Consider the following 25246-nt stretch of genomic DNA (forward strand, 5'->3'; position numbering starts at 1 on the left):
CCTGCATCATTTCTAATCCCTTTACCAACAAATTAGTAAGTGTAACTCCATCTTCTTAATTTTCCTTTTAAATCCTTTTCTTGAAAATTACATATTATATAAATTATAATTAAAACGTGAGTAAATCAAAGTTTTTTCCACAAAAAGGAAATATAAGGATAATAGAACTAAAAGGTAACTCTTATGAAATAGGCTATCAACATGGTATAGCTCTTAAAGACGAGATTCAATATTTTAATGACAACTTCGAGGATTTAATATGTCTTTTTCAAGGAAAGATAAAAGGAAAATTATTTTATAGATTAATGCTTAAAACTGCAAAAGATTTTGAGAAAAAGATACTTAATTGTTATCCTGAATCCAAGGAATTTTTTGAAGAAATGAAGGGAATTTCTGATGCCAGCCATGTACCCTATGAAAAAATTCTTCTTTTCAATCTAACCGATGAAATATCTACTTACTATATTGGTAAAAGCATGAGAAAAAGCTGTTCATCCTTTGTTTTTAGAAATAAAGATGGAAATTTAATTATAGGAAGAAATCTCGATTATGGGGTATTCATAGATGAACTTCCATTATGCACTACTATTTTTAAATATTACCCAGAAAAAGGAAATCCCTTTATAGCTATTTCTTGGCCTGCCCTTGTTGGGTCTTATACTGGTATATCAGACAATTTATTCGTTTCAATAAATGTATCCCAAAGTAAAAGAAAAGAGATGAGAGCCCCAGAATTTCTCCTAACCCGCAAAATAATTCAATATTCTAATAACTTAGATGATGCTTTAATAAATGCTCCATATACTTTTCAAGGATTAAATGTACTTGTCTCAGATAAAAATAATGCAGTTATTCTTGAAATAAGTCCAAAGATGAAAGGCATAAGGAATTTAGGGGATAATGGATTTTTAATAGCTACAAATCACTATCAGCATCCTGAAATGATATCAGAACAAGCACAAAAACTCGTTGAAAAAATGCCTATCCCCCTTAAAGATGGCTCTTATGTTCACCAGATAGATACAAGGGAAAGAGAGAAAATAATAAGGGAAAAAATAGAAAAAGTTAATAATATAGATGTGGAATACGCCAAAGAAATTCTTAAAAGTGTAAGTACAAGATTAACATTACAAAGTATTATTTATTTACCGAGAGAAAGAAAATTATTTATAGCCCAAAACATTAAATCTCCAGTAACTTATGGAACATGGGAGGAACTTAATATATGAACCTAAAATTAATAATAAAAGTTTTTCTTCTCTCAATAACACCCATTGGAGAATGCAGAGTTTCCATACCATATGGAATATATAATGGGCTTTCTCCTTGGGAAACCTTTTTAATAAGCTTTTTAGGAAATACATTAATGGGTATAGCAATATATTTTACTATTGATTTTATAAGCAGGGCTCTCCTTAGTAGAGAGCCCTTAAAAGGTTATTATGAAAGATTTTTAAAAAGTAAATTGAGAAAGCTAAAAATATATCCATCTGGCCTTGTTTTTTCATTGGTAATTTTTATAGGAATTCCTCTTCCTGGAACAGGAGCTTTTACTGGTGCCATATTAGCCAGAGTCTTAGGCCTAAATTTTAAAGAAGCCTTTTTTGCCATAACCTTAGGTGTTATATTTGCAAGTTGCATTGTATCAATGCTTACCCTATTTAGTAATATGATTTTTTTAGATCATTTTATTTCATTAAGTCTAAAATAGAACCTAACTACTGATTTTGCATTTGGAATCTGGCCCGCAAATACATAGTTTTCCAATCTCTTCTTCCAAGAATTTATTTTTTCTTCTCCTTTTTCCAAAAGAGAAAGGTTATCTCCAATTTTCTTCTTCATAGTTTTCAAATTTTTCTCTACTTCAACAAGTCCTAAAAGCTTTTTCCCCTCAATTTCTCCCCCATAAAGCATTAAACTTAACATGTTCTCTATATTTTGAATACCTTGCAAAGAAGTCCCAATTATGTCCATAACCTTTTTACTTTGAAAAGCAAGATCTCCAATAAAATCTCCAATGTTTTTTATATCATCTGAGAAACTATTAGTCTCTATCTCTTTCTTTAACTCTTCTGCCATCATCAATGCCCTTTTCCAATCTTCATCATTGCTACTTTCTGCTTTCCCTTTTATAAATCCATATAAATTATCAAAGCTTTTAGGATACTCTTTTAAATTTTTTGATATTAAATAGGCTTTATTTTGATTAGCCATAAGGGTAAAAGGCAGAGTAAGGTATTCTTGTGGAATAATTGGAGTATTTTTCTCTATAACTTCAAGGATTCCTTTAAGAATTTTTTGATGAGCTTTGTTAAGTAAAAGAAAGCCTTCAATTCCCTCATTAAGAGATTTAAGTTGCTCTTTCATTGATAAATCAACAGGAGGAAGGGATGGAAGTGCAGTGAAGGTAATAGCAGGTACCTTCAATTTTTTGCCTCTTAAAGAAAGCCTTAATTTTGCATCAGGAATAGGATATGTAAAACCTGTAAGCCTAACTGTTTTCCCCAATACCATTATCATAAAATCATTGGGATTCCTAAGCAAAAAATCATCAGCAGAAAACTCAGCAGACATTACCACTCTTAAAGGAATATCTTCATTAGGTTTCACATAAATCTCTATATCCAAATCTCCTGATTTTCCTAAAAAATCCCTCGGTTGTACTAATTTTCCATTATATTTATAAGTAATCTTAAAATCTAAAGGAACCTTTTTATTAACTTCTCCTGTTAAATATATATTCTTATTGTCAGAAGATTCTCCATAAATCACTATGTTACCCTTTTCTACCTTCATTTTTAGATCATTAGTGTGCAATTTTACATTTTTAATATATTTTCCATCTTTTATGATATTAAAATTTCCCTTTCCTTCTATACTAATCCAATTTACAAGATCTACCCTTTTAGCTTTACCATCAGCTCCAAGAAGGACAAAAATGGTTTCATCATTTTTAATTTCTAAAGAATGTCCCAAAGAAATACTAAAAATTATACCTATCAATATTAATGTGATAATTCCCCTTTTCATCTTTTCTCCTCCTTCCTTATAAAACCTAATTTATCAAGAAAAGAATCCAAAGTTACAAGGATAGGGACCACTAATAAGGTTACAAATAATACACTAATAATAGCTCCTCTACTTACAAGCATAGCTAAATTCTTTGCCATAAAAATATCAGAAAAAATACCTAAAGGAAAGGAGATAAAAAACATGGTTCCTGCACTAATTATGATACTATTTATACCTTCAAAGGCAAAATGGGCAGAGGCAATTCTATTAAACCCTTTTCTCTTTGCTTCCAAATATCTAGAGGTTAAAAGCACAGCATAATCTATAGTTGCTCCAAGTTGTATGGCTCCTATAAATAGATTAGAAGAGAAGAAGATAAAACCATATGTAAGGTAATCTATAAGAAGATTAATCGTTATAGCCATCTCTATAACAAGAACAAGAAGGATTGGAATAGGTAAGGAAAGAAAAGAAAGAGCTACAACCATAAAAATAGCTATTATAGATATAATATTCACATTATTTAAGTCATTAGTGGTTACATTTTTAAGGTCATAATTTAAAACAGGAATTCCTGTAAAAGTAACATTATATCTTTTTTCTATTTTTTCTCTCATTCTTTCTATAAAATCATAAGATTCTGGGGAACCATAGGAAAAATTTGCATCTAAGGATAGATAAGAAACTCCGTCCTTAAAGAAACTTTTCTTTACACTTTCTGGCACCATATAATCTGGCAGTAATGGATCTACCATTTCATAGTACCCCATGATACCTGTCACGTAAGTTTCTTTCTTTAATACTTTTATAATTTCTTGCCAATTATCTGGTGATTCTTTACCTATAACAAAAATGGTAGACTTTTTTTCAAATATGTTTTCTAACTTTCTTTGTCCTATCATGGAAGGTATATTTTCTGGAAGTCCTCTTAAAAGCTTATAATCTATAGGAAACTTAGGAATAACAAAAAGAGAAAAGGCACTAATAAGAAATATAACAAATATTACAGGCCTCCATCTTATTACAAAATTGAATAACTTTTCTCCAGGTATCCTTAAGACCCACCTCTTAGAACTTGACCATTTATGATGAAATTCATATAGGAGTACAGGAAGAATAGTAAGAGAAGAAATAAAAGATACCAATACACCTCTCGTCAAAATAAATCCAAGATCTTTACCGAGCCCAAATCTCATATAAGTCATAGCAAGAAAACCAGCCATTGTGGTAGCTGAACTTGCCACAATACTTGTGGCTGTAGTTCTAACCGCCTCCCATCCTGCTTCTTCCTTACTTTTTGTTTTTGATTCTTCCTCATACCTATGGTACAAAAATATGGCATAATCCATGGTAACACCAAGTTGTAAAATTCCCACAATCATCCTAGATATAAAACTTATCTCTTGCCCTAAAAGAGTAGAGATGGCAGTATTTATAAGAATAGAAAGAAAGATAGTATAGTAGATAAGAAGGGGTACATACATTGAGGGTACAAGAAAAAATAAGAATATTATGACCAATATACTACCAATAATAAGATAACGAATGGTTTCTCTTTGGGTTAAATCGCTTAAATCTTTAGCAATAACCGCATTACCTGTAAAATAGCTTCCTTTTGGAAGAATCAGATTTATCTCTTTTATTGCTGATTTTGTTAAAGGACTTTGGGAGGATTCTATAAACTCAACTTTCAAAAATGTATATCCATCTTTTATAAACTTATCTTTTATATCTTGATCCCAAAAATAATCAGGCAAAAAAATATCTTGAAAATCTGAAATCCATGAAACATTAGAGACTCCTTTTATTTGAGATATTTTTTTCTTTAAGGAATCCACCTCATAAGGATCATTAAAATGATGCAATATAAATGCTTCTTCGCCCAATTTAAAAGTATGACGCAGTTTATTTAAAGCATTAACTGAAGGAATATCCTTAGGAAGTAGAGAATAAATGTCATAGTTTACCTTAATATTTAAACTAAGATAAAAGGACAAAATAAATAATAACAACGATAAAATGGTTATAATCTTGGAATGTCTAAAACAAAAAAGATAAATCCTTTTCATAACTCTCCCTCCTCATAAATTCCCAAAATTCTTTTAGTAACCAGAAGTATGAAATCCATAATTCCTTTAACATAACTACTTTCAATTTCAAAATTTTCATGCAAAAGACCGTAAACTCCATAAAGTATAAATACTGCACATCTTTTGGAATCAAGCTGAGGATCTTTTTTTATTTTCTCAATAAGTTGAGAAAATGGCTCTACTAATTTATCCAATATTTCAAATGATATCTTAACTCTTAACGGAAAATATTGAGGACTATAATAGATCTTAGAAAAGGATCTTAAATCTTCAAAAGCCTTTATCACTGAGCTTACAATCTTATCGTATTTATCTCCTAAAGAGATTTTTTCATCTTTAAATATTTCTATAAGTCCCTTTATGTAATTATCCACATAATACTTTATTGCTTCCTCAAAAATCTCTTCTTTTGAAGAAAAGTAATAATAAAACATACCAGGAGAACCCTTAACTTCTCTCAATACATCCCTTATAGATGTTTTTTCATAGCCCTTTTTAAGAAAAAGACGAAGGGCAGTTTCAATAAGTTCTTTCTTTCTTATTTCAGGATCTTTACTTATTCTCATATTTATTCCCTATTATTGAACGAACGTCGTTCTGTTTATTATAAAAAAGATAAATTCTTTATGTCAATAAAATATGGACATAAAAAATATTAAATGGCCTCTTTTTTAGGTCTATGAAAATTCCAAAATATGTATATTACACCAGCTGTAAAAACTAAAATAGAAAGTATCTGTAAACTAAAAAAGGCTAATAGCAGAGAAAAGGTAAGAATAAATCTATAATATGAAAAAACCCTTAAAGATGATTTCTTTACATAATTTAAAAGAATATGAATACTGAAGATTCCTACAAAAAAAGATACTAATGCTCCGTATAAGATATATGTAAACTCTCCAGTTTGGTTGCCCTTAAAAAGGTTTATAAACTTAAAGAATACCGCCCCACCTATTAAAGGAAGGGACATATAAAAAGAAAATTTTGTAGCTTCATCTCTTCTTAATCCTACATACATTCCACCTGATATGGATGAACCAGACCTTGAAACTCCAGGAAAGAGGGCAAATACTTGCCAAATTCCAATAATTATAGCCTTTTTTATATCTAAATCTTTAAGTTCCAATGTCTTACTTTTATATCTTTCCAATAGGAGAAAGATAATACCAAAGGCTACCACTCCCGCCAAAATAATCCATATTGCAAAAGGATAAGTTTGAGGCTCTGAAATTTTCTCCACAAAAGGATCTAATAAAACCCCAAAAATACCAGCTGGAATAGTGGTAAGAATTATAAGTCCAAGAATTTTCCTTTTTTCCCCACCTTTAAATATGGCAATTAAAAACTCTATCCAATCTTTTATAAAATATAAAAATACCGCAAGAAAAGTACCAAGATGTAATCCCACATTAAAAGTTAGTCCAAAATCGGGTACCTTAAATAAACAGGGAATTAAAATTAAATGGGCGGTACTACTTATGGGTAAAAATTCTGTAATTCCTTGCACAATACCTAAAATTATTACCCAAAATTCCATAAAAACCTCCTATTTCCCTACACAAAAGTTTTCAAATATTTTATCCACAATATCTAAAGATACCTCCTCACCTAACATATTCCCCAATGATCTTTCAATATCATAAAGAAAAGACCCAAGTATATCAATAGCATTAAAATTTTTCAAAGTTTCTATTGACTCATCCATTAAATTATTTATTTTTTTTAGCTCTTCTTTGTGATATATATTTAGAAATAATCCATCTATAGATTCTTCTGCAATTATATATTCTCTAAGTTTCTCTTCTAATTTATCAATACCTATATTATTTTTAGCAGACACGTATACCCTTTCTATATTCTCAGGAAAAAAGGACAGATCAATTTTCAAAGGTAGGTCTATTTTATTGACAACTAATAAAACTTTCTTATTTTCATAACCCATTATCTCTTGAAAAAGATTCTTTTCCTCCTCAGTAATTTCAAGACTTCCATCAAGTACAAAAAGAATAATATTTGATTTTTCAAGGATCTTTTTAGTTTTTTCCATTCCCAATTTATCCAGTATATCACGGGGAATAGAAAGACCCGCAGTATCATAAATTTTTATAAGATAACCAGATAAATAAATCTCTCCTTCTATATAATCCCTTGTAGTACCTGGTATTGGTGTTACTATTGCCCTATCTTCCCTCATTAAAGAATTAAAAATGCTTGACTTTCCCACATTTGGCTTTCCTACTAATATAACTTTATAGCCTTCTTTAATTAAATCACCTTTCTCTCCCTTTAATAAAAGTTCCTCTACTTCTTTTTTAATCTCTTCCAATATTCTTATCCACTCTGAACTCTCCTTTTCTTCCACATCATCAGGAAAATCTATAGAGGCTTCCAATTGTACTCTTAAAAATTCTACTCTATCTTTTAATTCTCTTATCCTTTTAGAAGTGTCACCCTCTAATTTTGATAGAGCTATCCTTAATGACGCTTTACTTTCTGCCCTTATAATTTCATTTATGCTTTCTGCTTGGAGAAGATCAATCTTTCCATTTAAAAAGGCTCTCTTGGTAAATTCACCTTTTTCTGCTATTCGAGCACCTTCATTAATGATAATTTTTAAAACTTCTTCAAGAATAATAGGACTCCCATGGGTAAATATCTCCACCATATCCTCGCCTGTATAGGAATTTGGACCTTTGTAAACAGCTAAAAGTACCTCATCAATGAACTCATCATTATAGTAGATTCTCCCATAATGCAAAGTATGAGAAGGCACTTTTTCAAGATCCATCTCTTTGATAGGTAAAAAAATTTTCTTAGCAATTTCTATAGCCTTTGGTCCACTTATTCGGATTATCCCAATAGCACTATAACCAAGAGGGGTAGCTATAGCTGTGATTGTATCTTTCATTTTTCCTTAGGTGCTATAACCACATATCTTTCTGGATCTTCTCCTTCACTATATGTAATTACATCAGGATCATCTTGTAAAGTTAAGTGAATTATTCTTCTCTCTTTTGGTGTCATAGGTTTTAGTTTGTACTCTTTCTTTTCTTTTTTTACCTTAGCAGCTATCTTCTTTGCCAACTCTTCTAAATACTTTTCTCTTCTTTCTCTATAATGATCAATATCCAACGTAATAATATCAGTTATCTGCATTTTAGAGGCATAAAGACGGATTATATACTCTAAGGATGAAAGTGTTCTTCCTGCAGGACCAATTAATTCTCCTAAATTATCTCCCTCAATACTTATTTTTATATTTCCCTCTTCCTTTAATATCTTTATTTTAGCTTTAACATTTAACCTTTTTAAGATTTCCTTTATAAATTTCCTCAATATATCTTCAGGAATTTCTTTTATCCAAGCATATATGCGAAAAGGCCTTGCTCCTATCCCTAAAATTCCTTCTCTTCCATATTCAATAATTTTATAATCTATCTTATCAAGAGGAACCTCCAAAATCTCTTTAGCCTTGAGAAGAGCATCTTCCAAAGTCTTACCCTCTATTTCTATCTCCTTCATATCAGTATTAGACCTCCTTATGGAGCCTAAATACCATATATTGTTGTAATAATTGGAACAAACTGGATACAAGCCAATAAAGCATCACACCAGCAGGAACTTTATAAAGTAGAAACATTCCAGTAAAAAGCAGGGTTGTAAATATATTCATAATTTGTTGCTGTCTCTTTTGCTCTGGTGTTGAAGACAAGGAAGACAGTACCCCAGAAAAATAAGTTACAACAGCCATGATAATCAAAAGAAGATAGTCAGGTTTAGTAAGGTCAGTCATCCATAGAAAACTGGGGGTCACAGTATATTTATAATGTAACAACAATTGATATAAGGCAATAAGAATTGGAAATTGAATAAGAAGAGGCAAACATCCCATCATTGGATTAATTTTATACTGCTGATAAAGAATCATAATCTGCTTATTCATTTCTTGAGGATCATCTTTAAATTTCTCCTGAATCTTTTTTATCTCAGGCTGAATTTTTTGCTGAAGAAATATATTTCTTAATTGAGCATGAGTTAATGGATATAAAATAATTCTTACAAGAATCACCAAAAATATTATAGCAATCCCATAATTTCCAGTCCAACTATAAAAAAGCTCTAATAGATATCCCAATCCATTTGCTAAAGCATTTATCATTTATTTATTCCTCCTTTGCAATTTCAATTCTAATAATTCTTCTTTTGTGGGTACAGGGTCATAACCACCCGGATTAAAAGGATGGCACCTCAAAATTCTCTTTATAGCAAGAATACTACCCTCAAAAACTCCAAACCTTTCTATAGCTTCTAAGGCGTAGGAAGAACAGGTAGGATAAAAACGACAGGAAGAAGGTAAAAGGGGGGATATAAGTCTCTTATATATTTTTATAACTAAAATTAACAATTTCTTAAGCATCTTTTAAAATACCAGCTTTTTTCCACATATTCAATAGCATATCCTTAATTTTGTGATAATTAATATCTTCTATATTTTCTCCTGGCTTAACTATTACAAGAATCTCTGCATCATCACTTAAGTAAGGTCTATGAAGTCTATATACTTCTCTTATAAGTCTTTTTATTCTATTCCTTACTACTGCAGGCCCTACTCTTTTACTTACACTTATTCCTATTCTTCTTTTTTCTCCTCTTCTTATATAAACAACAAAATTCTTAGAGAGGAAATAATGTCTTCCCTCTCTTAAAATACGTAAAAAATCCTCTTGTTTTTTTAACCTTTCCTCTTTTGGAAATGAATAAAGTCTCAATTATACTGTTAATCTCTTTCTTCCCTTCGCTCTTCTTCTTTTTATAACTCTTCTACCACCAGGAGTTCTCATACGGGCAAGAAAACCATGGACTCTTTTTCTATGATGTTTTTTAGGCTGATAAGTCCTCTTCATTCCTTACCCTCTCCTTTTCTTTAAAAATTTCTGTATTTCTAGGAATACAAAGTAATACTAACAAAAAAGGCTTTTATCGTCAAGGTAAAAACTCGGGAATGTATTTCTTTCCTCCTTTTATAATCTTAAATTCCTCAGGTAAAGAACTGATATTGTTTAATATTCTCTTTCTAATATTATCTGTCTCTTCAAAGTCTCTTATGATCTTACCTTGAGATATAAGAGGTTTTAAAAGAGGCTTTTTACCAGGAAGTAATTCTGAAGTATGAAGTCTTACCGTATCATTAAAATTTTCACTTCTCTGAACCTGTTTTGCACCTGGCATATTACCCACTTTAGCAATTGGGTTCCCATCTACTTCTACAACTTTTAAGGCAAAATCTATAACTGGGGCATTAGCTACCCTTGTTCCAATTCCAAAAGCATCTACCAAGTCTCTGTATTTTTCCACTTCATATTCATCAAGCCCCCCACTCAAAAATATCTGAATATTATTATAACCTCTTCTTGCAAATTCCCATCTAATATCTTTTATAAGATAAGAAAAATCCTTGCTATCTATTCTTATACCTTGAAGCTTATCTTTCAAAGCTTCCAAAGCGTTTAATGCACCTATAGTAGGAGAACCATAGGTATCTACAAGGGCAATTCTTGGTATTTTAGGATCTACATATTGATCAAAAGCTGAAAAAGCTTCTTTTTCGTCTCCTATAATCAAAATTAATGCATGAGGCATAGTACCAACAGGATTTTTATAAATATACTTTGCCCCTAACACATTAGATACTCCATCAAATCCAGACACATATGTGGCATACTCTACTACTGGGGCTAAAAATGGATGTTGTCTTCTGGTCCCAAAACTATATATCTTTTTATTTCCTGCTGCAATTCTTACACGTGCTGATTTTGTTGCGATACCCGACATGAAACAAATAAACCCTAATATAGCCGTTTCATACCGGGCAAAATCTCTATATTTTCCCCTTATTTGAAGCACAGGCTCATAAGGGAAGAATATCTCTCCCTCTTCCATGGCATAAACATCCACTGGAAGACCTTCTAAAAGTTTCGCTACTTCATATATTCCAAGAACTATTCCAAACTGATAGTTTTCATCAGGAAAACTTTTTGTAAAAAGTTCCATCACTACTTGGGGATTTTTATTTAAGCCATCTAATACCTCTTCAGTCCTTAAAAAATAGGCATCAGTACATAAACCATTCTTTATTTCATCTGGTTTTGCAATCAAAAATTCTTTCAATTTATCTCCCTCCATTTTTCTATAAATTCTTGAGTTGTATATATCTTTGCATTATGTATTTCTTTCATATATTTTAAAGCTCTTTCATGCTCTTCGGGAACAAAAGATGCAGAAGCATCGGAAATAACGATCACATCAAAACCTCTAAAAAAGGCATCAGCAGAATTGTGAAGTACACATATATGGGTGCTTGTACCTGTAAGTATCACTGTATCCACATTATGTTTCTTTAAAATATCTTCAAGATCTGTTTTATAAAAACCGCTATAAACTTTTTTCTTTATTACATAATCTTGAGGAGAAGGAGCAAGTTCAGGTATTATTTCAGAACCCTTATCTCCTTCCATGGCATGTTTCCCCCATAAGGAAAGCTCTTTATCATCCCCAGAATGAGAATCCCTTAAATAGATAACAGGTATATTTTTCTCATGAGCCTTTTCAATAAGAAGCTTAATATTAGGAATTATCTCTTGAGCATATGGATTACCAAATTTTCCTGTAACAAAATCCACAACCATATCCACTATAATTAAAGCAGGACGCATCATACTCCCCCTTTCTATTTTCTTTGATTTCTATTATAACAATAACAATAAAAAATATAAATAAAGAAGGAAGGCCTCCATAGACCTTCCTTCAAGAATAATCTAAAAATTATAAAATTAAAATCCTATTTTTTCCCCTTCATGAAATACCAAATAAGAAGAATAATCACAATAACTATTAATACCCACCAATACCATGCCATCTTATCTTCCCCCCTTTCTATAAGTACAAACTGTAAATGATTTTATTCCTTTTCTTCCCATATGTCAACCCATACTTTTCTATATCTTGGTCCATCAAACTCAGCTAGAAAAACCCCTTGCCAAGTTCCAAGCTTAAGCTTTCCTTCCCTTACAAATAGAAAGGTGTTTGTCCCTACAATAGTACTCTTAATATGAGCAGGAGAATTTCCTTCAGCATGAGCATAGGGAATGTTAGAGGGAACTATCTTATCATAAGTAGATATAATATCTCTCACCACACTGGGATCATAATTTTCATTTATTAATATTCCTGCTGTAGTATGAGGGACAAAAATGAAACAAATTCCATTTTTTACATTACTTTTCTTTATAGTTTCTTCAATCTTATCTGTTATATCTACAAGAGCTACCTTTTGAGGAGTAGATACGGAGATTTCGTAAAACATAAGCTTGATTTCCTCCCTTCTTTTTATTTTTCATATCTTTTTCATTATAATAAATATTAGGAAGATTTAGAAATATAAAAGTTTTAGGAGGTGTGATAAAAAATGGGAAATGAATGGAAAGGAAAACTTATTAAGATAGATGATTATAGATATATGATACCTAAGGATTATAAGCCTTTTATGAGGGTACCAGGAATTATATTGGCTGATGAAAAATTAATGGAAGATATTGTTAAAGACCAATCTCCAGAACAGGTAGCCAATGTTGCATCTCTACCTGGCATACTAAAATACTCTTTAGCTATGCCGGATATCCATTGGGGATATGGATTTCCTATAGGTGGAGTGGCAGCTATGAAGAAAAAGGAAGGAGTTATTTCTCCAGGAGGTGTAGGATACGATATAAATTGCGGTGTAAGATTGATAAGAACTAATTTATCAAAAGAAGATGTTTTACCAAAGATACGAGAGTTGGTAGATGAGCTTTTTGATAAGATCCCAGCTGGTGTAGGCTCAGAAGGAGATCTGAGAGTAAAAGGTAAAGAACTTGATGAGGTACTTGAAAAAGGTGCTCAATGGGCTGTAAAACAGGGATATGGATGGAAAGAAGATTTAGAACATATCGAAGAAAGAGGAAGACTAACATATGCAGATCCAGATAAGGTATCCAAAAAAGCAAAGGAAAGAGGAGAGTATCAATTAGGGACTTTGGGCTCAGGAAACCACTTCTTGGAAATTCAAGTAGTTAGTAGAGTTTTTGAGCCAGAGATAGCAGATAAATTAGGAATCTTTTCAGATCAGATAGTAATTATGGTACATACAGGATCTCGTGGTCTTGGACATCAGGTAGCTGAAGATTATATCAGAGTAATGTCTAATGCCATGAGAAAATATGGCATTGAAGTACCAGATAAACAACTTGCTTGTGCTCCCTTTGATTCTCCTGAAGGTCAAGATTATTTCTCAGCCATGTCTTGTGCAGCCAACTTTGCTTGGGCAAATAGACAAATGATAACCCACTGGGTGAGAGAGGTATTTGAAAAAGTATTTAGGGAGGGAGCTGAATCCTTAGGAATGAGACTTATTTATGATGTGGCCCATAATATTGCCAAATTAGAGAAACACGATATTGATGGAAAAATAGAAGAGGTGGTGGTACATAGAAAAGGAGCTACAAGAGCCTTTCCAGCAGGACATCCTGACCTCACAGAAGATTACAAGGATATAGGTCAGCCGGTGATAATACCAGGAGATATGGGAAGATCTTCTTTTCTTCTTATAGGTCTTCCTAAGGCAATGGAACTATCCTTTGGATCTACTTGCCACGGAGCAGGAAGAACCCAAAGCAGAAGTAAGCTTTTAAAAAGTGGCTTAAGAGCATCAGATATTGAAAGGGAGCTACTTGAAAAAGGGATTATAGTAAAGGCAGCATCTAAGGCTTCTATAGTAGAAGAAGCATCAGAAGCTTACAAAAATGTAGTGGATGTGGTAAACGTAGTACATAATGTGGAAATCTCAAAAAGGGTTGCCCAAATGAAACCTTTGGCTGTAATCAAAGGATAAAATAAAAGGGGGAAGTTTTATATCCTTCCCCCTTTAAAATAGTTTCCTCAAAAGCTCATAGAAAGACCTACTCGATGGTAAAATCCACCCAAGTTTAAAGAGTATAAAAGAGCATAATCAATTACTATATTATCCTTTTTAAAACCAAGGCCAAAAGTCGGAGAATCTATATTCCATCCTAATCTCACATATATGATTTTCTTAAACAAATATTCCCCACCAACATGGAAACTTAAAGATGGGATATCAAAATTTCCAGATACTACTAAATTTTCTGATTGATATGAAAGCCCAACCTTGATATTTGGTGTTATTGGTTCATTGTAAGATTCTGTACCATCAGACCATGACACATTATTATAGAGATCATAAACTACCGCTCCAATTTTAACTTGAGGAGTAAGTTTAAATATTACCCCTAAATCTATGCCTAAACCTTCTGAATTATAAGGAGATGGTAAAACTGCCCACATTTTTTTAATACTCATTCCTACAGAAAGATTAGAAAACAAAACTTTACTTATAGAATAGGCTATCACATTCTCAGAATATGATACCCCTAATTCTTCATCTGGAGAAATCTTACTATAATATAATGCACTTGCCCACATTCCTTTATCAGGTACAGCAAAGGATATAATAGTACCTGTTATATTAGATCCACTAAAACCAAGGCTTTCAGGATTTAAACCCAAATAATTATAGGAGATAAAAAATTGAGAGTTATAAAGTCTCGCTATTGAGGCTGGATTATATGTAATCCCATTAATATCTCCTTCTATTGCTATAAAAGCACCTCCCATACCCATAGCCCTTGGACTCCATCCAAGAGAAGGTCCTTCAGAAAATCCTCCATAGGTTTGAGCATAAGATACAGAAGATAAAATTATTATAGCTAAAACAAGCAACACTATTTTTCGCATTTTATCTCTCCTCCTAAAAATTATCACTTAATTACAACAAATCCCTTAAACTTATATTTAACCGCCCCACTTGATTCTTTAATTGTAATCTTTACAAGATAATAGCCATTAGGCACTAATCTACCTAAATTGTCCTTACCATCCCATGTTACAGTATCTTGAACCTGCAAGCTATTAAAAGTCTTACTATATATGGCCTTGACCAATGTACCGTTCATACTATATATATCTATTTTTACCTCTGATATATTTCCAGATGAAGCCTGTAATTGGAAATCTATTCTAAGTACCCCCTTCTTAGGAGAAAAGATCGATGGTGTTACGATAACATCTCCAGAAGCAGTAGAAGAAGCCTCTAAATTTAAGTTAAATGTATAAGTATCATCTAAAAAGTTACCAGTATTATCTGTAACCCTTAAGATTACAGTATAAATGCCTTTAGTCCATGTATAAGAAGTAGTGTTTACAGTAAGGGTAGCAGTACGAGAATCTGAGGATATCTGATAAGTATATGTACCAACTTCCATTCCATAAGGATCTCTAAGCTTTATGTATGTCTTATTAATGTTAGTATCAATCCCAGTAGTATTATCTTTTACTAACACTGATACTTGAGGGGGTGGTAATACGAGTATAGCATTCTTTGTAGGATATGTACTTTCTACATAAGGTTTACTGGTATCTAATGTAAAGGAAGTATTGGTAGCTATATAATTTCCTGCCATATCATATAGAGTTATCGCCATATTATAAATTCCATCTTGAGTCAAAATATCAGATAGTATAGACGCTATAAGTAGATTCTTATCAGATAAATTAGGATCAAAATCTAAACGGAAATTACCTATAGGGGTAACTAAGTTTATACCAGATTTTGTAACATCAACACCTGTACCTGTATCTATATATTTTACTTCTATTTTTTCAACTTTTGATACATTGCCCGTTGGCGAAACTGAAATTATAACAGGACGACTCAAATCTATTGTAATTTTTGTGGTATTAAAGAAAGGATTCCCAAGAAGATCTGTAAGTCTTATAGTGAGATAATAATCCCCTTCTGTAAAATTATATCCTAAAGGTATCTTTAAGATTAGAGTTGCATTATTGGGAGTAGTATATGTATAGGTATATGTTCCTGCTATTTCAGGTCCAGCTATAATATCACCAGATGCTGAAGAAAGTCTCATAAAAGTTTTTACAGGAGATAAGTCTATTCCGACACCAGCATCCCCTACCGTTATTTGAATATCAGTAAAGGTATAGTTTAGAGTGGTAGAATTTAAAGAAGTATTAATAATATACGGTGGAGTTGTATCTAATAAGAAAGAAGTAGTAGTAAAAGTAGAATTTCCAGCTTTATCTACTAAATAAATGCCCATATTATAAATTCCATCAATCATATTCATAGATGAAGGTATATCAGCCACAGCCAATATAGATGTAGTTTTAGCTTTATTAAATAATAATTTTTGAGAAGCACCATTTGGATTAAAGAGCTCAATATGAGAACCTACGGGAGAATAAGGGTAATTATCCCAAAGATTTAAGCCTGACCCTTCATCCCTATAATTAATTTTTATCTCAGATGCCCCAATTATAGCACCCTTAGGCTCTACATCTATAAATTGAGGAGAAGAATTGTCTATAATAAAACTTGAAGTTACTAAACTTCCTTTATTTCCTCTTTTATCTATTGGTTCTACCTCTATAGTATAATATCCAGTTGTAAGAGTGCTGGTAAATGTCCAATAAATAGTATCATAACCATTGTTAGATTGTATTCCCCCTAAATATCTCCCAATATTATCTCTTACCCTTATTGTAGATTTTTCTAAATCTGGACCAACTCCTCCCCCATCATCTAAAACAGCAGAAACAATGGATATATTGCTTACCAAAGAACCTGAAGATGGATATATTGAGAGGACTTTAGGAGGAGTTACATCTTCTGGTACAACTATAATCTCTCCTAAGGTGATATTTGTTATTAAAGGTTTTAGAGGAACATTAATAACGGTAAGACTGACAGGATCTATGATGGAATAGCTTGCTTCTAAAATAACCTTATAATTTCCTGGGGGATTTCCCACAATCTTATAATACCAAGAGGTTGGGTCCTCTGGTTTCTCCTTAACAAGCTCTAAATCTTTTTCACCGTACCAATAAAAGGTTGCAGGACTTGTTACACTGTCGAAAGCCATAGTCCTTACTACATTGTTATTACTATCAACAGTAGATATTTTCACACTTGCTAAAGACGATGTAGAAGGCTTTATATCAAAGCTTATAGCTATACCACCTATGGTTATACTTTCTTGATCAAGATAAAAAGATGGATCTTTGTTAAATTCATTCCCATAGGTGTCTGTAAAAGGCTTAGTATATGTAGCCTTATAAAATTCTTTATTTGGATCCAACATAGAACCAAAAGGATTAGGTGTTCCTATAAGGTTAGAAACCTCCACATCAGGAATATCTAAGATCAATTTACTGGAGGCTGTATTAACATTCCCTGCATAATCAGTAGCAGTTATTGTATAAATAATTATTCCTTCATTAGCTAAGGAATTCCCAAAATAGCCATCCCATTCCACATTATATGTTTTAGGTACTGGACAAATTCTTCCATTCCAATCAGGTAATGTATAAGTTGTATTATTACTATCTCTAAGAGTAACTGTTACAGTAGCATATTCACTTATATAAAATGATATATTAACCATGTCTCTAAAACCATCTCCATCGGGAGAAAATGGATTAGGATATGCAGAAAGATTCTCAATAGATGGTTTTGTCTTGTCAGCCTTTACAGATGCAATAGGAGAAGTATATGTTGTCCCTGATACATTAGTTGCTACGACATAACTATATAAAAAACCATCTTTAGTATTTAAATCAGTGTATACATTAGAAGTTACAATAACATATGTATAAGATGGATATGGATTTCCATTACCTTCTATTCTATAAATTGTATAACTTGTAGCTCCAGAAATATTATTCCATCTTAATTCAATTCTTCCACTAGGAAGAGGTTTTGGATAACCAGATTGCCAAGTAATAGTTTGAGCTAAAGTATAACTAATAAGTAGAAATATAAAAAATGTTAAAAATAGAACTTTTTTATACATAAATCCCTCCCCTAATTATTCTCAATCTTAAGAATTTGTTGTTATTATATCACAAAAATTCTTATTATCCCCATTGAACTTTTTTAATTCTTTACAGTTCCTTGCTTTTTCTGATATAATAAAAGCAAGAGATTATAAGTTTTTTAAAAATCTTTGTAAGAGGGGAGAGAAATGGAAAAGAAAAAAATCAGCGTGAAGGAATTCCTAGATATCATTAAAGGAAGTCCTATTATTGCCGCTGTTAGAGAAGAGGAAAGACTTCCTCAAGCTCTTCAAAGTAAATCAAAGGTCTTATTTTTGTTAAAAACGAATGTCCTAACTTTACCCAATATTGTACAAGAGATAAAAGCTCATAATAAATTAGTATTTATCCATTTAGATTTATTAGAGGGTTTGGCACAAGACAAATATGCTTTAAGATATTTGGGAGATGTAGTAGGAATAGATGGGGTTATTACCACAAGATCCAATTTGATACAGCAAGCAAAAGCAGAAGATTTGATAGCCATACAAAGATTCTTTGTACTTGATTCTTCCGCCTTAGCCACCGGTGTAAAGATCATGCAAACAGCAGAACCTGATCTTGTAGAAATCCTTCCTGGAATCATCTTTATTCATTTAGGAGAAGAGCTAAAAAGTCAGATTCCATATCCATTAATCGCAGGAGGATTAATAAGAACCCCAGAGGAAGCAAAGGAAATTCTTGCAGCAGGAGCAACAGCCATATCTACAACTTCTTTCACTTTGTGGAATCTTTAATCTCTAAGAATAATTGGAGAGCTCTTTTCTTATAAGAGTTTAAAAGAAGAGCATATTTCATCTTTTCTCGTATTTCTTTATCTTGGGTTTCTTTTAGTTTTTCTCTTAGCTCTTTTTCTTCCTTTTCTAAATTATGAAAATCAATATTCTCTATTATCTCTGCATTATCGGTAATAACATATGCCTTATCTCCAATAAACTCCATAAATCCTTTACCTACTACCTACAAAATAAGAAGATCCTTTATCAGTTTTTGCAATAAGAATTCCAGGAACAATTCTTGCCAATGTATTTACATGTCTTGGTAAGATTCCAATCATGCCATCCTCTACTGGTACAATAATTGAATTTACAAATCCCCTATATATTACTTTTACTGGTGTTACAATTTCTAAATATACTTCCTTCTTAACATCTTCTTTCATGGCTAATACATGAGAGCACCATGCTCTTCAGCTTTTTTCTTAGCATCTTCTAGAGTACCAACCATATAGAAAGCATCTTCAGGGAGATCATCCACCTCTCCTTCCACAATAGCCTTAAAACCTTCAATAGTCTTCACTCTTGGCACGTAGACCCCAGGTATATTTGTATAATGGGCTGCAACAAAAAGAGGCTGAGATAAGAAAAGTTGTACTTTTCTTGCTCTATTTACTATAATTCTATCCTCTTCAGAAAGTTCTTCCACTCCCAATATGGAAATAATATCTTTAAGACTTTCATAATGTTGTAATATCTCTACTACTTTTCTTGCCACCTCTGCATGCTCATATCCTACAAACTTTGGCTCTAATATTTGAGAAGAAGAAGCAAGAGGATCCACTGCAGGATAAATACCCATTTCTGCAATACTTCTTGAAAGGACAAGGGTAGAATCAAGATGAGAAAAGATAGTAGCAGGAGCTGGATCACTTAAATCATCTGCAGGAACATAAACTGCTTGGACAGCTGTAATAGAGCCAGTGTCTGTAGATAAAATTCTTTCTTCCACTTCACCAAGCTCTGTAATAAGAGTAGGTTGGTAACCTACAGCAGAAGGGATTCTCCCTAACATTGAAGAAACTTCAGCCCCAGCTTGAACATAACGGAAAATATTGTCCATAAGGAGTAGTACATCTTTACCTAAATAATCTCTAAAATATTCAGCAATAGTTAGAGCAGTGAGAGGTACTCTCATTCTAACTCCAGGAGGTTCATTCATCTGCCCAAAAACAAGAGCTGCCTTAGACAAAACCCCTGATTCCTTCATCTCTAACCACAATTCATTCCCTTCACGAGATCTTTCTCCTATACCTGCAAAAACTGATATCCCACCATGAGCTACTGCTACGTTATGTATTAATTCCATAATTAAAACTGTCTTTCCAACCCCAGCACCCCCAAAAAGTCCTATTTTACCACCTTTGGGGAAGGGTGTAAGTAAATCTATCGCCTTTATTCCTGTTTCAAGGATAGCATAGGAGGGTTGTACTCTTCTAAACTCAGAGACTGACTTTATTATAGACGATAATTCTCCTTCAATCTTATCTCCCCCATCTATTGGCTCACCAAAAACATTAACCACTCTTCCTAAAACATTTTCTCCTACTGGTACTCTTATGGGATGAAAGGTCCTTTTTACCATAAGACCTCTACTTATACCTTCTGTAGAACCTAAAGCTACTGTTCTTACTTTTCCTTCACCTAAAAGAATTCTTGTTTCAAGAATAAGCTTTTCCTTCTTGACCGGGTTCTCTACTTCCAGAGCTTCATATATGCTGGGTAGATCATATTGGAAATAAACATCAACAACAGGACCATTTACAGCCACAACTTTTCCTTCCAAATCATTTCACCTCTTTTTTCTAAAGTTTCCATACTGGAAGTTATATCTAAAAGCTCTCTGGTAATTTGCGTTTGTCTGACTTGGTTTAGCTGAAATAACAATTTTGAGTATACCTTTTGTGCATTCTCATGTGCTCTTTTCATGGCAAATCTTCTAAAAGCTTGTTCACTGGCTGCTGAATCAAGAACTATCTGGTGAATTTGAGTCTCTATTATGTCATTAAGAAGAGGATCTAATATGGAAGATAAGGAAGGTAAAAATATAAAAAATTCTTCTTTTTTATTTTTCAAATTTATAGGAATCATAGGAAGAATTCTATGTACTTTAACCTCTTGTCTCACAATATTTATAAAATCAAAATGAATAACATAAAGCTCATCTATCTCTTCTTCAAGAAAATCATTAATAAGTTCTCTTGAAAGAACCTGAGCATGGGAGAAGGATGTATCCTCTAAAAATTTTAAATAGGTTTTCTTAATATTTAGCTTTTTCTGAGAAAGATACCTTTTAGCATAAGACCCAATTACATAAAAGTTTAAGTTTTGAGGCTTTTTATTATTTAAAAATTTTTCCAATGCATCTATAATTTGTAAATTATAACTTCCACAAAATCCAAGATCAGAAGTAACAACTAAGATTCCTGTTTTGAATATAGGTCTTTCTTTTATAAAAGGATGATTTAAATACTCATCAGGAATTCTAACAACCATCTCCTCTAATATCCTGTAAAGCTCTTCTGTATAAGGCTTCAATCTTAAAGCTTTATCCTGTAGAGCCCTAATTTTTACCATACTTAGGGTTTCCATAGAATGGATAATATGAGTTATATTTTGTATGGTCTTTACTTTACGCCTGAGTTGTTGTAAGGTTGGCATATTCTTTTTGAAATTCCTGAAATGTAGTATGAAGTTGATAAATTATTTGATCTGATAATTCTAATCGCTGTCCCAGTAAAAACAATAGAGACGAAGCCTTAAGTTTTAGATAAGCAATATATTTAACTACTACATCCTTAACTTTTTCTACAGGATAAGAGTCCAGAAATCCGCCATTAGCAAGATAAAAGGTTATAATTTGTTCTTCTATTGGCTGTACCTCATGAGCACCTTGTTTAAGAATTTCCTCAATTCTTTTCCCTCTTTCTATCTTTTTCTGAGTAGCCATATCAAGTTCTGTACCAAATTCAAGGAACATTGCATATTCCCTATATTGAGCAAGATCAAGTCTTAATCTTCCAGCAACCTGTCTCATTCCTCTTGGTTGAGCAGAACCACCTACCCTTGATACCGAAAGTCCCACATTTATGGCAGGACGAATTCCTGAATTAAATAAAGATGTATCAAGATAGATTTGTCCATCAGTTATAGATATGAGATTTGTAGGAATATAAGTTGCAATTTCTCCTGCTAAGGTTTCTGCAATTGGTAAAGCAGTAAGAGCTCCTCCACCTAATCTTTTATTTAATTTGGCAGCTCTCTCTAAAAGATGAGCATGAAGATAGAAAATATCCCCAGGATAAGCCTCTCTTCCAGGTGTTCTTCTTAATAGTAATGCTATTTCTCTGTAAGTATTAGCATGTTTTGTAAGATCATCATAAACTACAAGTACCTTTTCCCCTTGATGCATAAAATACTCACCCATGGCACATCCTGCCATAGGAGCAATATATCTTAATGCGGGTGCTTCATCAGGAAAGGTTGCTATTACTATAGTATGGGAAAGAGAATCATATTCTCTCAGAGTTTGCACAAGCCTTGCAATATTTGTCCTTTTTTGAGCAATAGCTACATAAATACAGATGGTGCCATAATTCTTTTGATTTATAATAGTATCAATAGCAATTGTAGTTTTTCCAGTCTGTCTATCTCCTAATATTAGTTCTCTTTGCCCATGTCCAATAGGAATTAAAGCATCTATCGTTCTTATACCTGTATATAAAGGCTCTTTTACAGGCTCTCTATCAAAAATACTTGGCGCTTCCCTATCCACAGGCATATATGTCTCAGGAAAAATAGGTCCACCCTCATCTAATGGATCTCCAAGAGGATCTATTACTCTTCCCAAATATCCCCTACCAACTGGGACTTGTAATATTTTACCAGTGGAGTATACTATATCTCCCTCTTTTACATATTCGTCTTTTCCAAAAAGAACTATTCCAACTGTATTTTCTTTCAAACTAAGGACAAGACCTTCAACCCCAGATTCAAAGACTACCATCTCTCCTACAAAAGCTGAGTTCAAAAGCGTAGCCTGTACTACTCCATCTCCCACACTTTTTACATAACCAATATTAGATATTCTTGGAGAAAAATCATATTCTTTTAATTTTTCTTCAATTCTTTCTATAGGAAAGCGTAATATTTCATCTCTCATATATTCTCAACCTCTTTTAGGGATTCATAAATTTGTGAAAGATGATACTCTAAGGAATTATCAATAAGAAATTCTCCTATCAATAATTTAAAACCAAGACCTATATTAGGATCTACCTCAAAAGAAAGTTTATAACCCCCTGGAAGAATTGACCTCAATTTTTCTTCAATCTGAGCTTTCAAAGAGGGTTTAACATTATCCGAAGAAATAAATTTAACCTCCTTCAAATTGTTTGGTATTATCTGAGAAATTACTAAATTCATATCATTAACAAATCTAATAATAAGGAGTTCTTCCGTACCTTCTGGTAAGAATCTTCTAAAGAATTCCTTTATAATAATCTTGGATAGATCCAAAATCTCTTTTTTAGCCATCTCTAAGGCTCTTTTTCTTTCTGCTATCGATATTTCATGAGCTCTTATAATAATTCTCTCTGCTTCCTCTTCTGCCTTCTGTAATATATCTCTCTTCATCTTCTCAGCAGTATCCACTGCCTCTTGGATAATTTTAGATGCCTCTTCTCTTGCACGAGAAAGCTGTTCTTCCCTTTGTTTTTTCAATTCTTCTGCCTCTTTTAATTTAGTCTCTGCCTCTAAAATTGCACTTTCTATCTTTTGTCTTCTTTCATTCATTATCCTAATGATAGAACCTAAAAGATATCTCTTAACTAACCAGGCAAGAGCAAGTAGGTTTACAATAGTAGATATTATAGTGAGAGGACTAAATGAAAACATATTCTTCCCTTCTTAATTCATGAGATTTTTCCCAAAAGAGGATTTGCAAAAAGAAGTATAAGAGCTACAGTTAATGTAAATATCATAATAGTCTCAATAAAGGCAAGGGCAAAAAGAAGCATACGGTTAATTTGATCAGCAGCCTCTGGTTGTCGAGCCACACTTTCAAAAGCACTTGCAGCTGCATTTCCCTGAGCCTTTGTAGCATTCATACCTACTAAAGCCACAGAAAAACCTGCTGTAACAATAGAAACAATAATTACCCATACGATCATATTCTTTACCTCCTTTACTCTTCTAATGCTGCTGCAAGATATGCAGCGCTAAGGCTTGTAAATATAAAAGCTTGAATAAATCCCATAAACATATTCAAGGCCATAATAGGTACAGGAACAATCAAAGGTGCAAGAATGGTGATTATTCCAAGAACAATATGTTCACCCGAGATATTTCCAAAAAGTCGCAGTGCAAGAGATACAGGGCGAGTTATCTGCTCAAGGATATTTATAGGAAGAAATAGGATAGAAGGTGAGATAAAACTCTTAAAATATTCTATTCCCTTCTCTTTAAAGGCTGCATATTGAATATACAAAATAGTACCTATAGCAAGACCTGCTGTTACATTAATATCGGATGTAGGAGAAGTAAAACCCGGTATAAAGCCAGACCAATTTGATATTAGGATAAATAAAAAAAGAGTCCCAAAAAAAGCAAGGTGTCTATCTGCTATATACTCAGGTAAAAAACCAGTAATGTATCTTTTGAACATTTCAACAAGAGTTTCAACGATATTTTCCTTAGTGGTAAGCTCTTCTCTGGGTTTATAACTAAACCAAAATAAAAGAGCAAGAACTATTAGAGATACAATCTGTAGGGATATGAAAGTGTTAGTAATAGGTATACCAAAGATCTCTCCTATAATCCGAGGTCCTATCTCAGGCCCTTTTTCCATCCTCATTCCTCCATGTTATTATCATCATATATCCTTGCCCTATTAAATAGCCAATTAAAAATAATATAATTCCTACAAAGCCAGCTCTCAAACTTAATAAAAAAGCCAAAATCAAAACCCCATATCTTTTTATTATACTTCTATTATATCCTGCTATCCCATACCTTTTTAAATCATAAGCTAACCAACAAAAAGTAATTATACTACTACATAATCCAAAAATCAAAAAGGATATGGGAGGATATAAAAAGAATAAAACAAGTCCTATCAGTACTCCTATAAAGGCAATCTTCAAATATTTACCGTAGAAATCTAAAGATATCACGGAAACCCACCCATATTCCAAGAACTGTAAATCCTAAAAGAAAAACGGGTGATGTACCAAAAACTTTATCTAAATAATATCCTATAAAGATGCTAACCAATAAAGAACCAAGAAGCCCTGTTCCAAGGGCAAAAGTAAAATTAAATATCTCCCAAATGTTTTTAGGTTTCTTTTTATTCATTTATTTTAA

At 32.5% G+C, this 25246-nt stretch carries 29 protein-coding genes; 4 read left to right on the forward strand and 25 right to left on the reverse strand.

All coding sequences use genetic code 11. The annotated features are described in order from the left end of the window. The first annotated feature begins 116 nt into the window (after positions 1-116). On the forward strand, positions 117-1229 hold the full coding sequence (locus tag ACY3JO_RS00720; protein WP_463084906.1) for a C45 family autoproteolytic acyltransferase/hydolase: 1113 nt from the start codon (positions 117-119) through the stop codon (positions 1227-1229). Beyond that, positions 1226-1711, forward strand: a complete 486-nt coding sequence (locus ACY3JO_RS00725; RefSeq protein ID WP_463084907.1) for a COG2426 family protein — start codon at positions 1226-1228, stop codon at positions 1709-1711. The genes ACY3JO_RS00720 and ACY3JO_RS00725 overlap by 4 nt, the downstream gene beginning before the upstream one ends. On the opposite strand, the gene ACY3JO_RS00730 is transcribed toward ACY3JO_RS00725, so the two are convergent. The 13 genes from ACY3JO_RS00730 to ACY3JO_RS00790 form a co-directional block, all read right to left on the reverse strand. After that, the gene (locus tag ACY3JO_RS00730) at positions 1684-3030 is read right to left on the reverse strand and encodes a hypothetical protein (RefSeq protein ID WP_463084908.1); all 1347 of its coding nucleotides are present in this window, start codon (positions 3028-3030) and stop codon (positions 1684-1686) included. The two genes, ACY3JO_RS00725 and ACY3JO_RS00730, sit on opposite strands and share 28 nt — an antisense overlap. After that, positions 3027-5081, reverse strand: a complete 2055-nt coding sequence (locus tag ACY3JO_RS00735) for an efflux RND transporter permease subunit (protein WP_463084909.1) — start codon at positions 5079-5081, stop codon at positions 3027-3029. Before ACY3JO_RS00735 ends, ACY3JO_RS00730 begins: the two co-directional genes overlap by 4 nt. Continuing rightward, positions 5078-5668, reverse strand: coding sequence for a TetR/AcrR family transcriptional regulator (locus tag ACY3JO_RS00740; RefSeq protein WP_463084910.1), 591 nt, complete (start codon positions 5666-5668; stop codon positions 5078-5080). The genes ACY3JO_RS00735 and ACY3JO_RS00740 overlap by 4 nt, the downstream gene beginning before the upstream one ends. Positions 5669-5757: 89 nt before the next feature. Then, positions 5758-6639, reverse strand: coding sequence for an undecaprenyl-diphosphate phosphatase (locus ACY3JO_RS00745; RefSeq protein ID WP_463084911.1), 882 nt, complete (start codon positions 6637-6639; stop codon positions 5758-5760). A 9-nt stretch (positions 6640-6648) separates the two neighbouring features. Further along, complete coding sequence (gene mnmE / locus ACY3JO_RS00750; RefSeq protein WP_463084912.1) at positions 6649-8010, reverse strand: tRNA uridine-5-carboxymethylaminomethyl(34) synthesis GTPase MnmE; 1362 nt, start codon at positions 8008-8010, stop codon at positions 6649-6651. Next, entirely contained in the window at positions 8007-8624 is a 618-nt protein-coding gene (gene jag / locus ACY3JO_RS00755) for an RNA-binding cell elongation regulator Jag/EloR (RefSeq protein WP_463084913.1), read from the reverse strand. Before jag ends, mnmE begins: the two co-directional genes overlap by 4 nt. Before the next feature lie 7 nt (positions 8625-8631). After that, positions 8632-9261 carry a YidC/Oxa1 family membrane protein insertase gene (locus ACY3JO_RS00760; protein ID WP_463084914.1) on the reverse strand — a complete coding sequence of 210 codons (630 nt, stop codon included), beginning with the start codon at positions 9259-9261 and terminating at the stop codon, positions 8632-8634. Then, positions 9262-9519, reverse strand: coding sequence for a membrane protein insertion efficiency factor YidD (yidD, locus tag ACY3JO_RS00765; RefSeq protein WP_463084915.1), 258 nt, complete (start codon positions 9517-9519; stop codon positions 9262-9264). Then, positions 9512-9871: a ribonuclease P protein component gene (gene rnpA / locus ACY3JO_RS00770; RefSeq protein ID WP_463084916.1), complete on the reverse strand. Its 360-nt coding sequence runs from the start codon at positions 9869-9871 to the stop codon at positions 9512-9514. Before rnpA ends, yidD begins: the two co-directional genes overlap by 8 nt. Beyond that, positions 9872-10006, reverse strand: coding sequence for a 50S ribosomal protein L34 (gene rpmH / locus ACY3JO_RS00775; RefSeq protein WP_012547104.1), 135 nt, complete (start codon positions 10004-10006; stop codon positions 9872-9874). Positions 10007-10085: 79 nt separating this feature from the next. Further along, positions 10086-11270, reverse strand: coding sequence for a nicotinate phosphoribosyltransferase (locus tag ACY3JO_RS00780; protein WP_463084917.1), 1185 nt, complete (start codon positions 11268-11270; stop codon positions 10086-10088). Continuing rightward, on the reverse strand, positions 11267-11815 hold the full coding sequence (locus tag ACY3JO_RS00785; RefSeq protein WP_463084918.1) for a cysteine hydrolase family protein: 549 nt from the start codon (positions 11813-11815) through the stop codon (positions 11267-11269). The genes ACY3JO_RS00780 and ACY3JO_RS00785 overlap by 4 nt, the downstream gene beginning before the upstream one ends. Positions 11816-12060: 245 nt before the next feature. Further along, positions 12061-12465: a secondary thiamine-phosphate synthase enzyme YjbQ gene (locus ACY3JO_RS00790; RefSeq protein ID WP_463084919.1), complete on the reverse strand. Its 405-nt coding sequence runs from the start codon at positions 12463-12465 to the stop codon at positions 12061-12063. 102 nt (positions 12466-12567) lie between these two features. On the opposite strand from ACY3JO_RS00790, the gene ACY3JO_RS00795 reads away from it, so the two are divergent. Next, on the forward strand, positions 12568-14028 hold the full coding sequence (locus ACY3JO_RS00795) for an RtcB family protein (protein ID WP_463084920.1): 1461 nt from the start codon (positions 12568-12570) through the stop codon (positions 14026-14028). Between the two features lie 47 nt (positions 14029-14075). On the opposite strand, the gene ACY3JO_RS00800 is transcribed toward ACY3JO_RS00795, so the two are convergent. Both ACY3JO_RS00800 and ACY3JO_RS00805 read right to left on the reverse strand, forming a co-directional pair. Beyond that, entirely contained in the window at positions 14076-14951 is an 876-nt protein-coding gene (locus ACY3JO_RS00800) for a PorV/PorQ family protein (RefSeq protein ID WP_463084921.1), read from the reverse strand. 23 nt (positions 14952-14974) lie between these two features. Beyond that, complete coding sequence (locus ACY3JO_RS00805) at positions 14975-18085, reverse strand: Ig-like domain repeat protein (protein WP_463084922.1); 3111 nt, start codon at positions 18083-18085, stop codon at positions 14975-14977. Between the two features lie 171 nt (positions 18086-18256). On the opposite strand from ACY3JO_RS00805, the gene ACY3JO_RS00810 reads away from it, so the two are divergent. Further along, positions 18257-18844 carry a glycerol-3-phosphate responsive antiterminator gene (locus ACY3JO_RS00810; protein WP_463084923.1) on the forward strand — a complete coding sequence of 196 codons (588 nt, stop codon included), beginning with the start codon at positions 18257-18259 and terminating at the stop codon, positions 18842-18844. On the opposite strand, the gene ACY3JO_RS00815 is transcribed toward ACY3JO_RS00810, so the two are convergent. Genes ACY3JO_RS00815 through ACY3JO_RS00860 form a run of 10 tightly spaced genes read right to left on the reverse strand, consistent with a single transcriptional unit; the run spans position 18825 to position 25237 of the window. Next, entirely contained in the window at positions 18825-19049 is a 225-nt protein-coding gene (locus ACY3JO_RS00815) for a hypothetical protein (protein ID WP_463084924.1), read from the reverse strand. The genes ACY3JO_RS00810 and ACY3JO_RS00815 overlap by 20 nt on opposite strands. Before the next feature lie 7 nt (positions 19050-19056). Next, a complete protein-coding gene (locus tag ACY3JO_RS00820; protein ID WP_463084925.1) occupies positions 19057-19269 on the reverse strand; it encodes a FoF1 ATP synthase subunit delta/epsilon in 213 nt (70 codons plus the stop codon). A 2-nt stretch (positions 19270-19271) separates the two neighbouring features. Next, entirely contained in the window at positions 19272-20669 is a 1398-nt protein-coding gene (gene atpD / locus ACY3JO_RS00825; RefSeq protein ID WP_463084926.1) for a F0F1 ATP synthase subunit beta, read from the reverse strand. Continuing rightward, positions 20645-21544, reverse strand: coding sequence for an ATP synthase F1 subunit gamma (gene atpG / locus ACY3JO_RS00830; RefSeq protein ID WP_463084927.1), 900 nt, complete (start codon positions 21542-21544; stop codon positions 20645-20647). The genes atpD and atpG overlap by 25 nt, the downstream gene beginning before the upstream one ends. Beyond that, entirely contained in the window at positions 21516-23045 is a 1530-nt protein-coding gene (locus ACY3JO_RS00835) for a F0F1 ATP synthase subunit alpha (RefSeq protein ID WP_463084928.1), read from the reverse strand. The genes atpG and ACY3JO_RS00835 overlap by 29 nt, the downstream gene beginning before the upstream one ends. Then, complete coding sequence (atpF, locus tag ACY3JO_RS00840) at positions 23042-23779, reverse strand: F0F1 ATP synthase subunit B (RefSeq protein ID WP_463084929.1); 738 nt, start codon at positions 23777-23779, stop codon at positions 23042-23044. Before atpF ends, ACY3JO_RS00835 begins: the two co-directional genes overlap by 4 nt. Positions 23780-23796: 17 nt before the next feature. Further along, complete coding sequence (locus ACY3JO_RS00845) at positions 23797-24054, reverse strand: ATP synthase subunit c family protein (RefSeq protein WP_463084930.1); 258 nt, start codon at positions 24052-24054, stop codon at positions 23797-23799. Positions 24055-24068: 14 nt separating this feature from the next. Beyond that, positions 24069-24731: a F0F1 ATP synthase subunit A gene (atpB, locus tag ACY3JO_RS00850; RefSeq protein WP_463084931.1), complete on the reverse strand. Its 663-nt coding sequence runs from the start codon at positions 24729-24731 to the stop codon at positions 24069-24071. Next, positions 24715-25056, reverse strand: a complete 342-nt coding sequence (locus tag ACY3JO_RS00855) for a hypothetical protein (protein ID WP_463084932.1) — start codon at positions 25054-25056, stop codon at positions 24715-24717. Before ACY3JO_RS00855 ends, atpB begins: the two co-directional genes overlap by 17 nt. Then, on the reverse strand, positions 25031-25237 hold the full coding sequence (locus ACY3JO_RS00860; RefSeq protein WP_463082900.1) for an AtpZ/AtpI family protein: 207 nt from the start codon (positions 25235-25237) through the stop codon (positions 25031-25033). The genes ACY3JO_RS00855 and ACY3JO_RS00860 overlap by 26 nt, the downstream gene beginning before the upstream one ends. Between the last annotated feature and the right edge of the window lie 9 nt (positions 25238-25246).

The organism is Dictyoglomus sp. LHC4, assembly GCF_055181355.1.

What these genes read in the sequence shown, in the direction of transcription:
- ACY3JO_RS00725 (WP_463084907.1), top strand. Translation starts at nt 1,226, where the DNA reads ATGAACCTAAAATTAATAATAAAAGTTTTTCTTCTCTCAATAACACCC.
- ACY3JO_RS00730 (WP_463084908.1), bottom strand. Translation starts at nt 3,030, where the DNA reads ATGAAAAGGGGAATTATCACATTAATATTGATAGGTATAATTTTTAGT.
- ACY3JO_RS00735 (WP_463084909.1), bottom strand. Translation starts at nt 5,081, where the DNA reads ATGAAAAGGATTTATCTTTTTTGTTTTAGACATTCCAAGATTATAACC.
- ACY3JO_RS00740 (WP_463084910.1), bottom strand. Translation starts at nt 5,668, where the DNA reads ATGAGAATAAGTAAAGATCCTGAAATAAGAAAGAAAGAACTTATTGAA.
- ACY3JO_RS00745 (WP_463084911.1), bottom strand. Translation starts at nt 6,639, where the DNA reads ATGGAATTTTGGGTAATAATTTTAGGTATTGTGCAAGGAATTACAGAA.
- mnmE (WP_463084912.1), bottom strand. Translation starts at nt 8,010, where the DNA reads ATGAAAGATACAATCACAGCTATAGCTACCCCTCTTGGTTATAGTGCT.
- jag (WP_463084913.1), bottom strand. Translation starts at nt 8,624, where the DNA reads ATGAAGGAGATAGAAATAGAGGGTAAGACTTTGGAAGATGCTCTTCTC.
- ACY3JO_RS00760 (WP_463084914.1), bottom strand. Translation starts at nt 9,261, where the DNA reads ATGATAAATGCTTTAGCAAATGGATTGGGATATCTATTAGAGCTTTTT.
- yidD (WP_463084915.1), bottom strand. Translation starts at nt 9,519, where the DNA reads ATGCTTAAGAAATTGTTAATTTTAGTTATAAAAATATATAAGAGACTT.
- rpmH (WP_012547104.1), bottom strand. Translation starts at nt 10,006, where the DNA reads ATGAAGAGGACTTATCAGCCTAAAAAACATCATAGAAAAAGAGTCCAT.
- ACY3JO_RS00785 (WP_463084918.1), bottom strand. Translation starts at nt 11,815, where the DNA reads ATGCGTCCTGCTTTAATTATAGTGGATATGGTTGTGGATTTTGTTACA.
- ACY3JO_RS00790 (WP_463084919.1), bottom strand. Translation starts at nt 12,465, where the DNA reads ATGTTTTACGAAATCTCCGTATCTACTCCTCAAAAGGTAGCTCTTGTA.
- ACY3JO_RS00795 (WP_463084920.1), top strand. Translation starts at nt 12,568, where the DNA reads ATGGGAAATGAATGGAAAGGAAAACTTATTAAGATAGATGATTATAGA.
- ACY3JO_RS00800 (WP_463084921.1), bottom strand. Translation starts at nt 14,951, where the DNA reads ATGCGAAAAATAGTGTTGCTTGTTTTAGCTATAATAATTTTATCTTCT.
- ACY3JO_RS00805 (WP_463084922.1), bottom strand. Translation starts at nt 18,085, where the DNA reads ATGTATAAAAAAGTTCTATTTTTAACATTTTTTATATTTCTACTTATT.
- ACY3JO_RS00810 (WP_463084923.1), top strand. Translation starts at nt 18,257, where the DNA reads ATGGAAAAGAAAAAAATCAGCGTGAAGGAATTCCTAGATATCATTAAA.
- ACY3JO_RS00815 (WP_463084924.1), bottom strand. Translation starts at nt 19,049, where the DNA reads ATGGAGTTTATTGGAGATAAGGCATATGTTATTACCGATAATGCAGAG.
- ACY3JO_RS00820 (WP_463084925.1), bottom strand. Translation starts at nt 19,269, where the DNA reads ATGAAAGAAGATGTTAAGAAGGAAGTATATTTAGAAATTGTAACACCA.
- atpG (WP_463084927.1), bottom strand. Translation starts at nt 21,544, where the DNA reads ATGCCAACCTTACAACAACTCAGGCGTAAAGTAAAGACCATACAAAAT.
- ACY3JO_RS00835 (WP_463084928.1), bottom strand. Translation starts at nt 23,045, where the DNA reads ATGAGAGATGAAATATTACGCTTTCCTATAGAAAGAATTGAAGAAAAA.
- atpF (WP_463084929.1), bottom strand. Translation starts at nt 23,779, where the DNA reads ATGTTTTCATTTAGTCCTCTCACTATAATATCTACTATTGTAAACCTA.
- ACY3JO_RS00845 (WP_463084930.1), bottom strand. Translation starts at nt 24,054, where the DNA reads ATGATCGTATGGGTAATTATTGTTTCTATTGTTACAGCAGGTTTTTCT.
- atpB (WP_463084931.1), bottom strand. Translation starts at nt 24,731, where the DNA reads ATGGAAAAAGGGCCTGAGATAGGACCTCGGATTATAGGAGAGATCTTT.
- ACY3JO_RS00860 (WP_463082900.1), bottom strand. Translation starts at nt 25,237, where the DNA reads ATGAATAAAAAGAAACCTAAAAACATTTGGGAGATATTTAATTTTACT.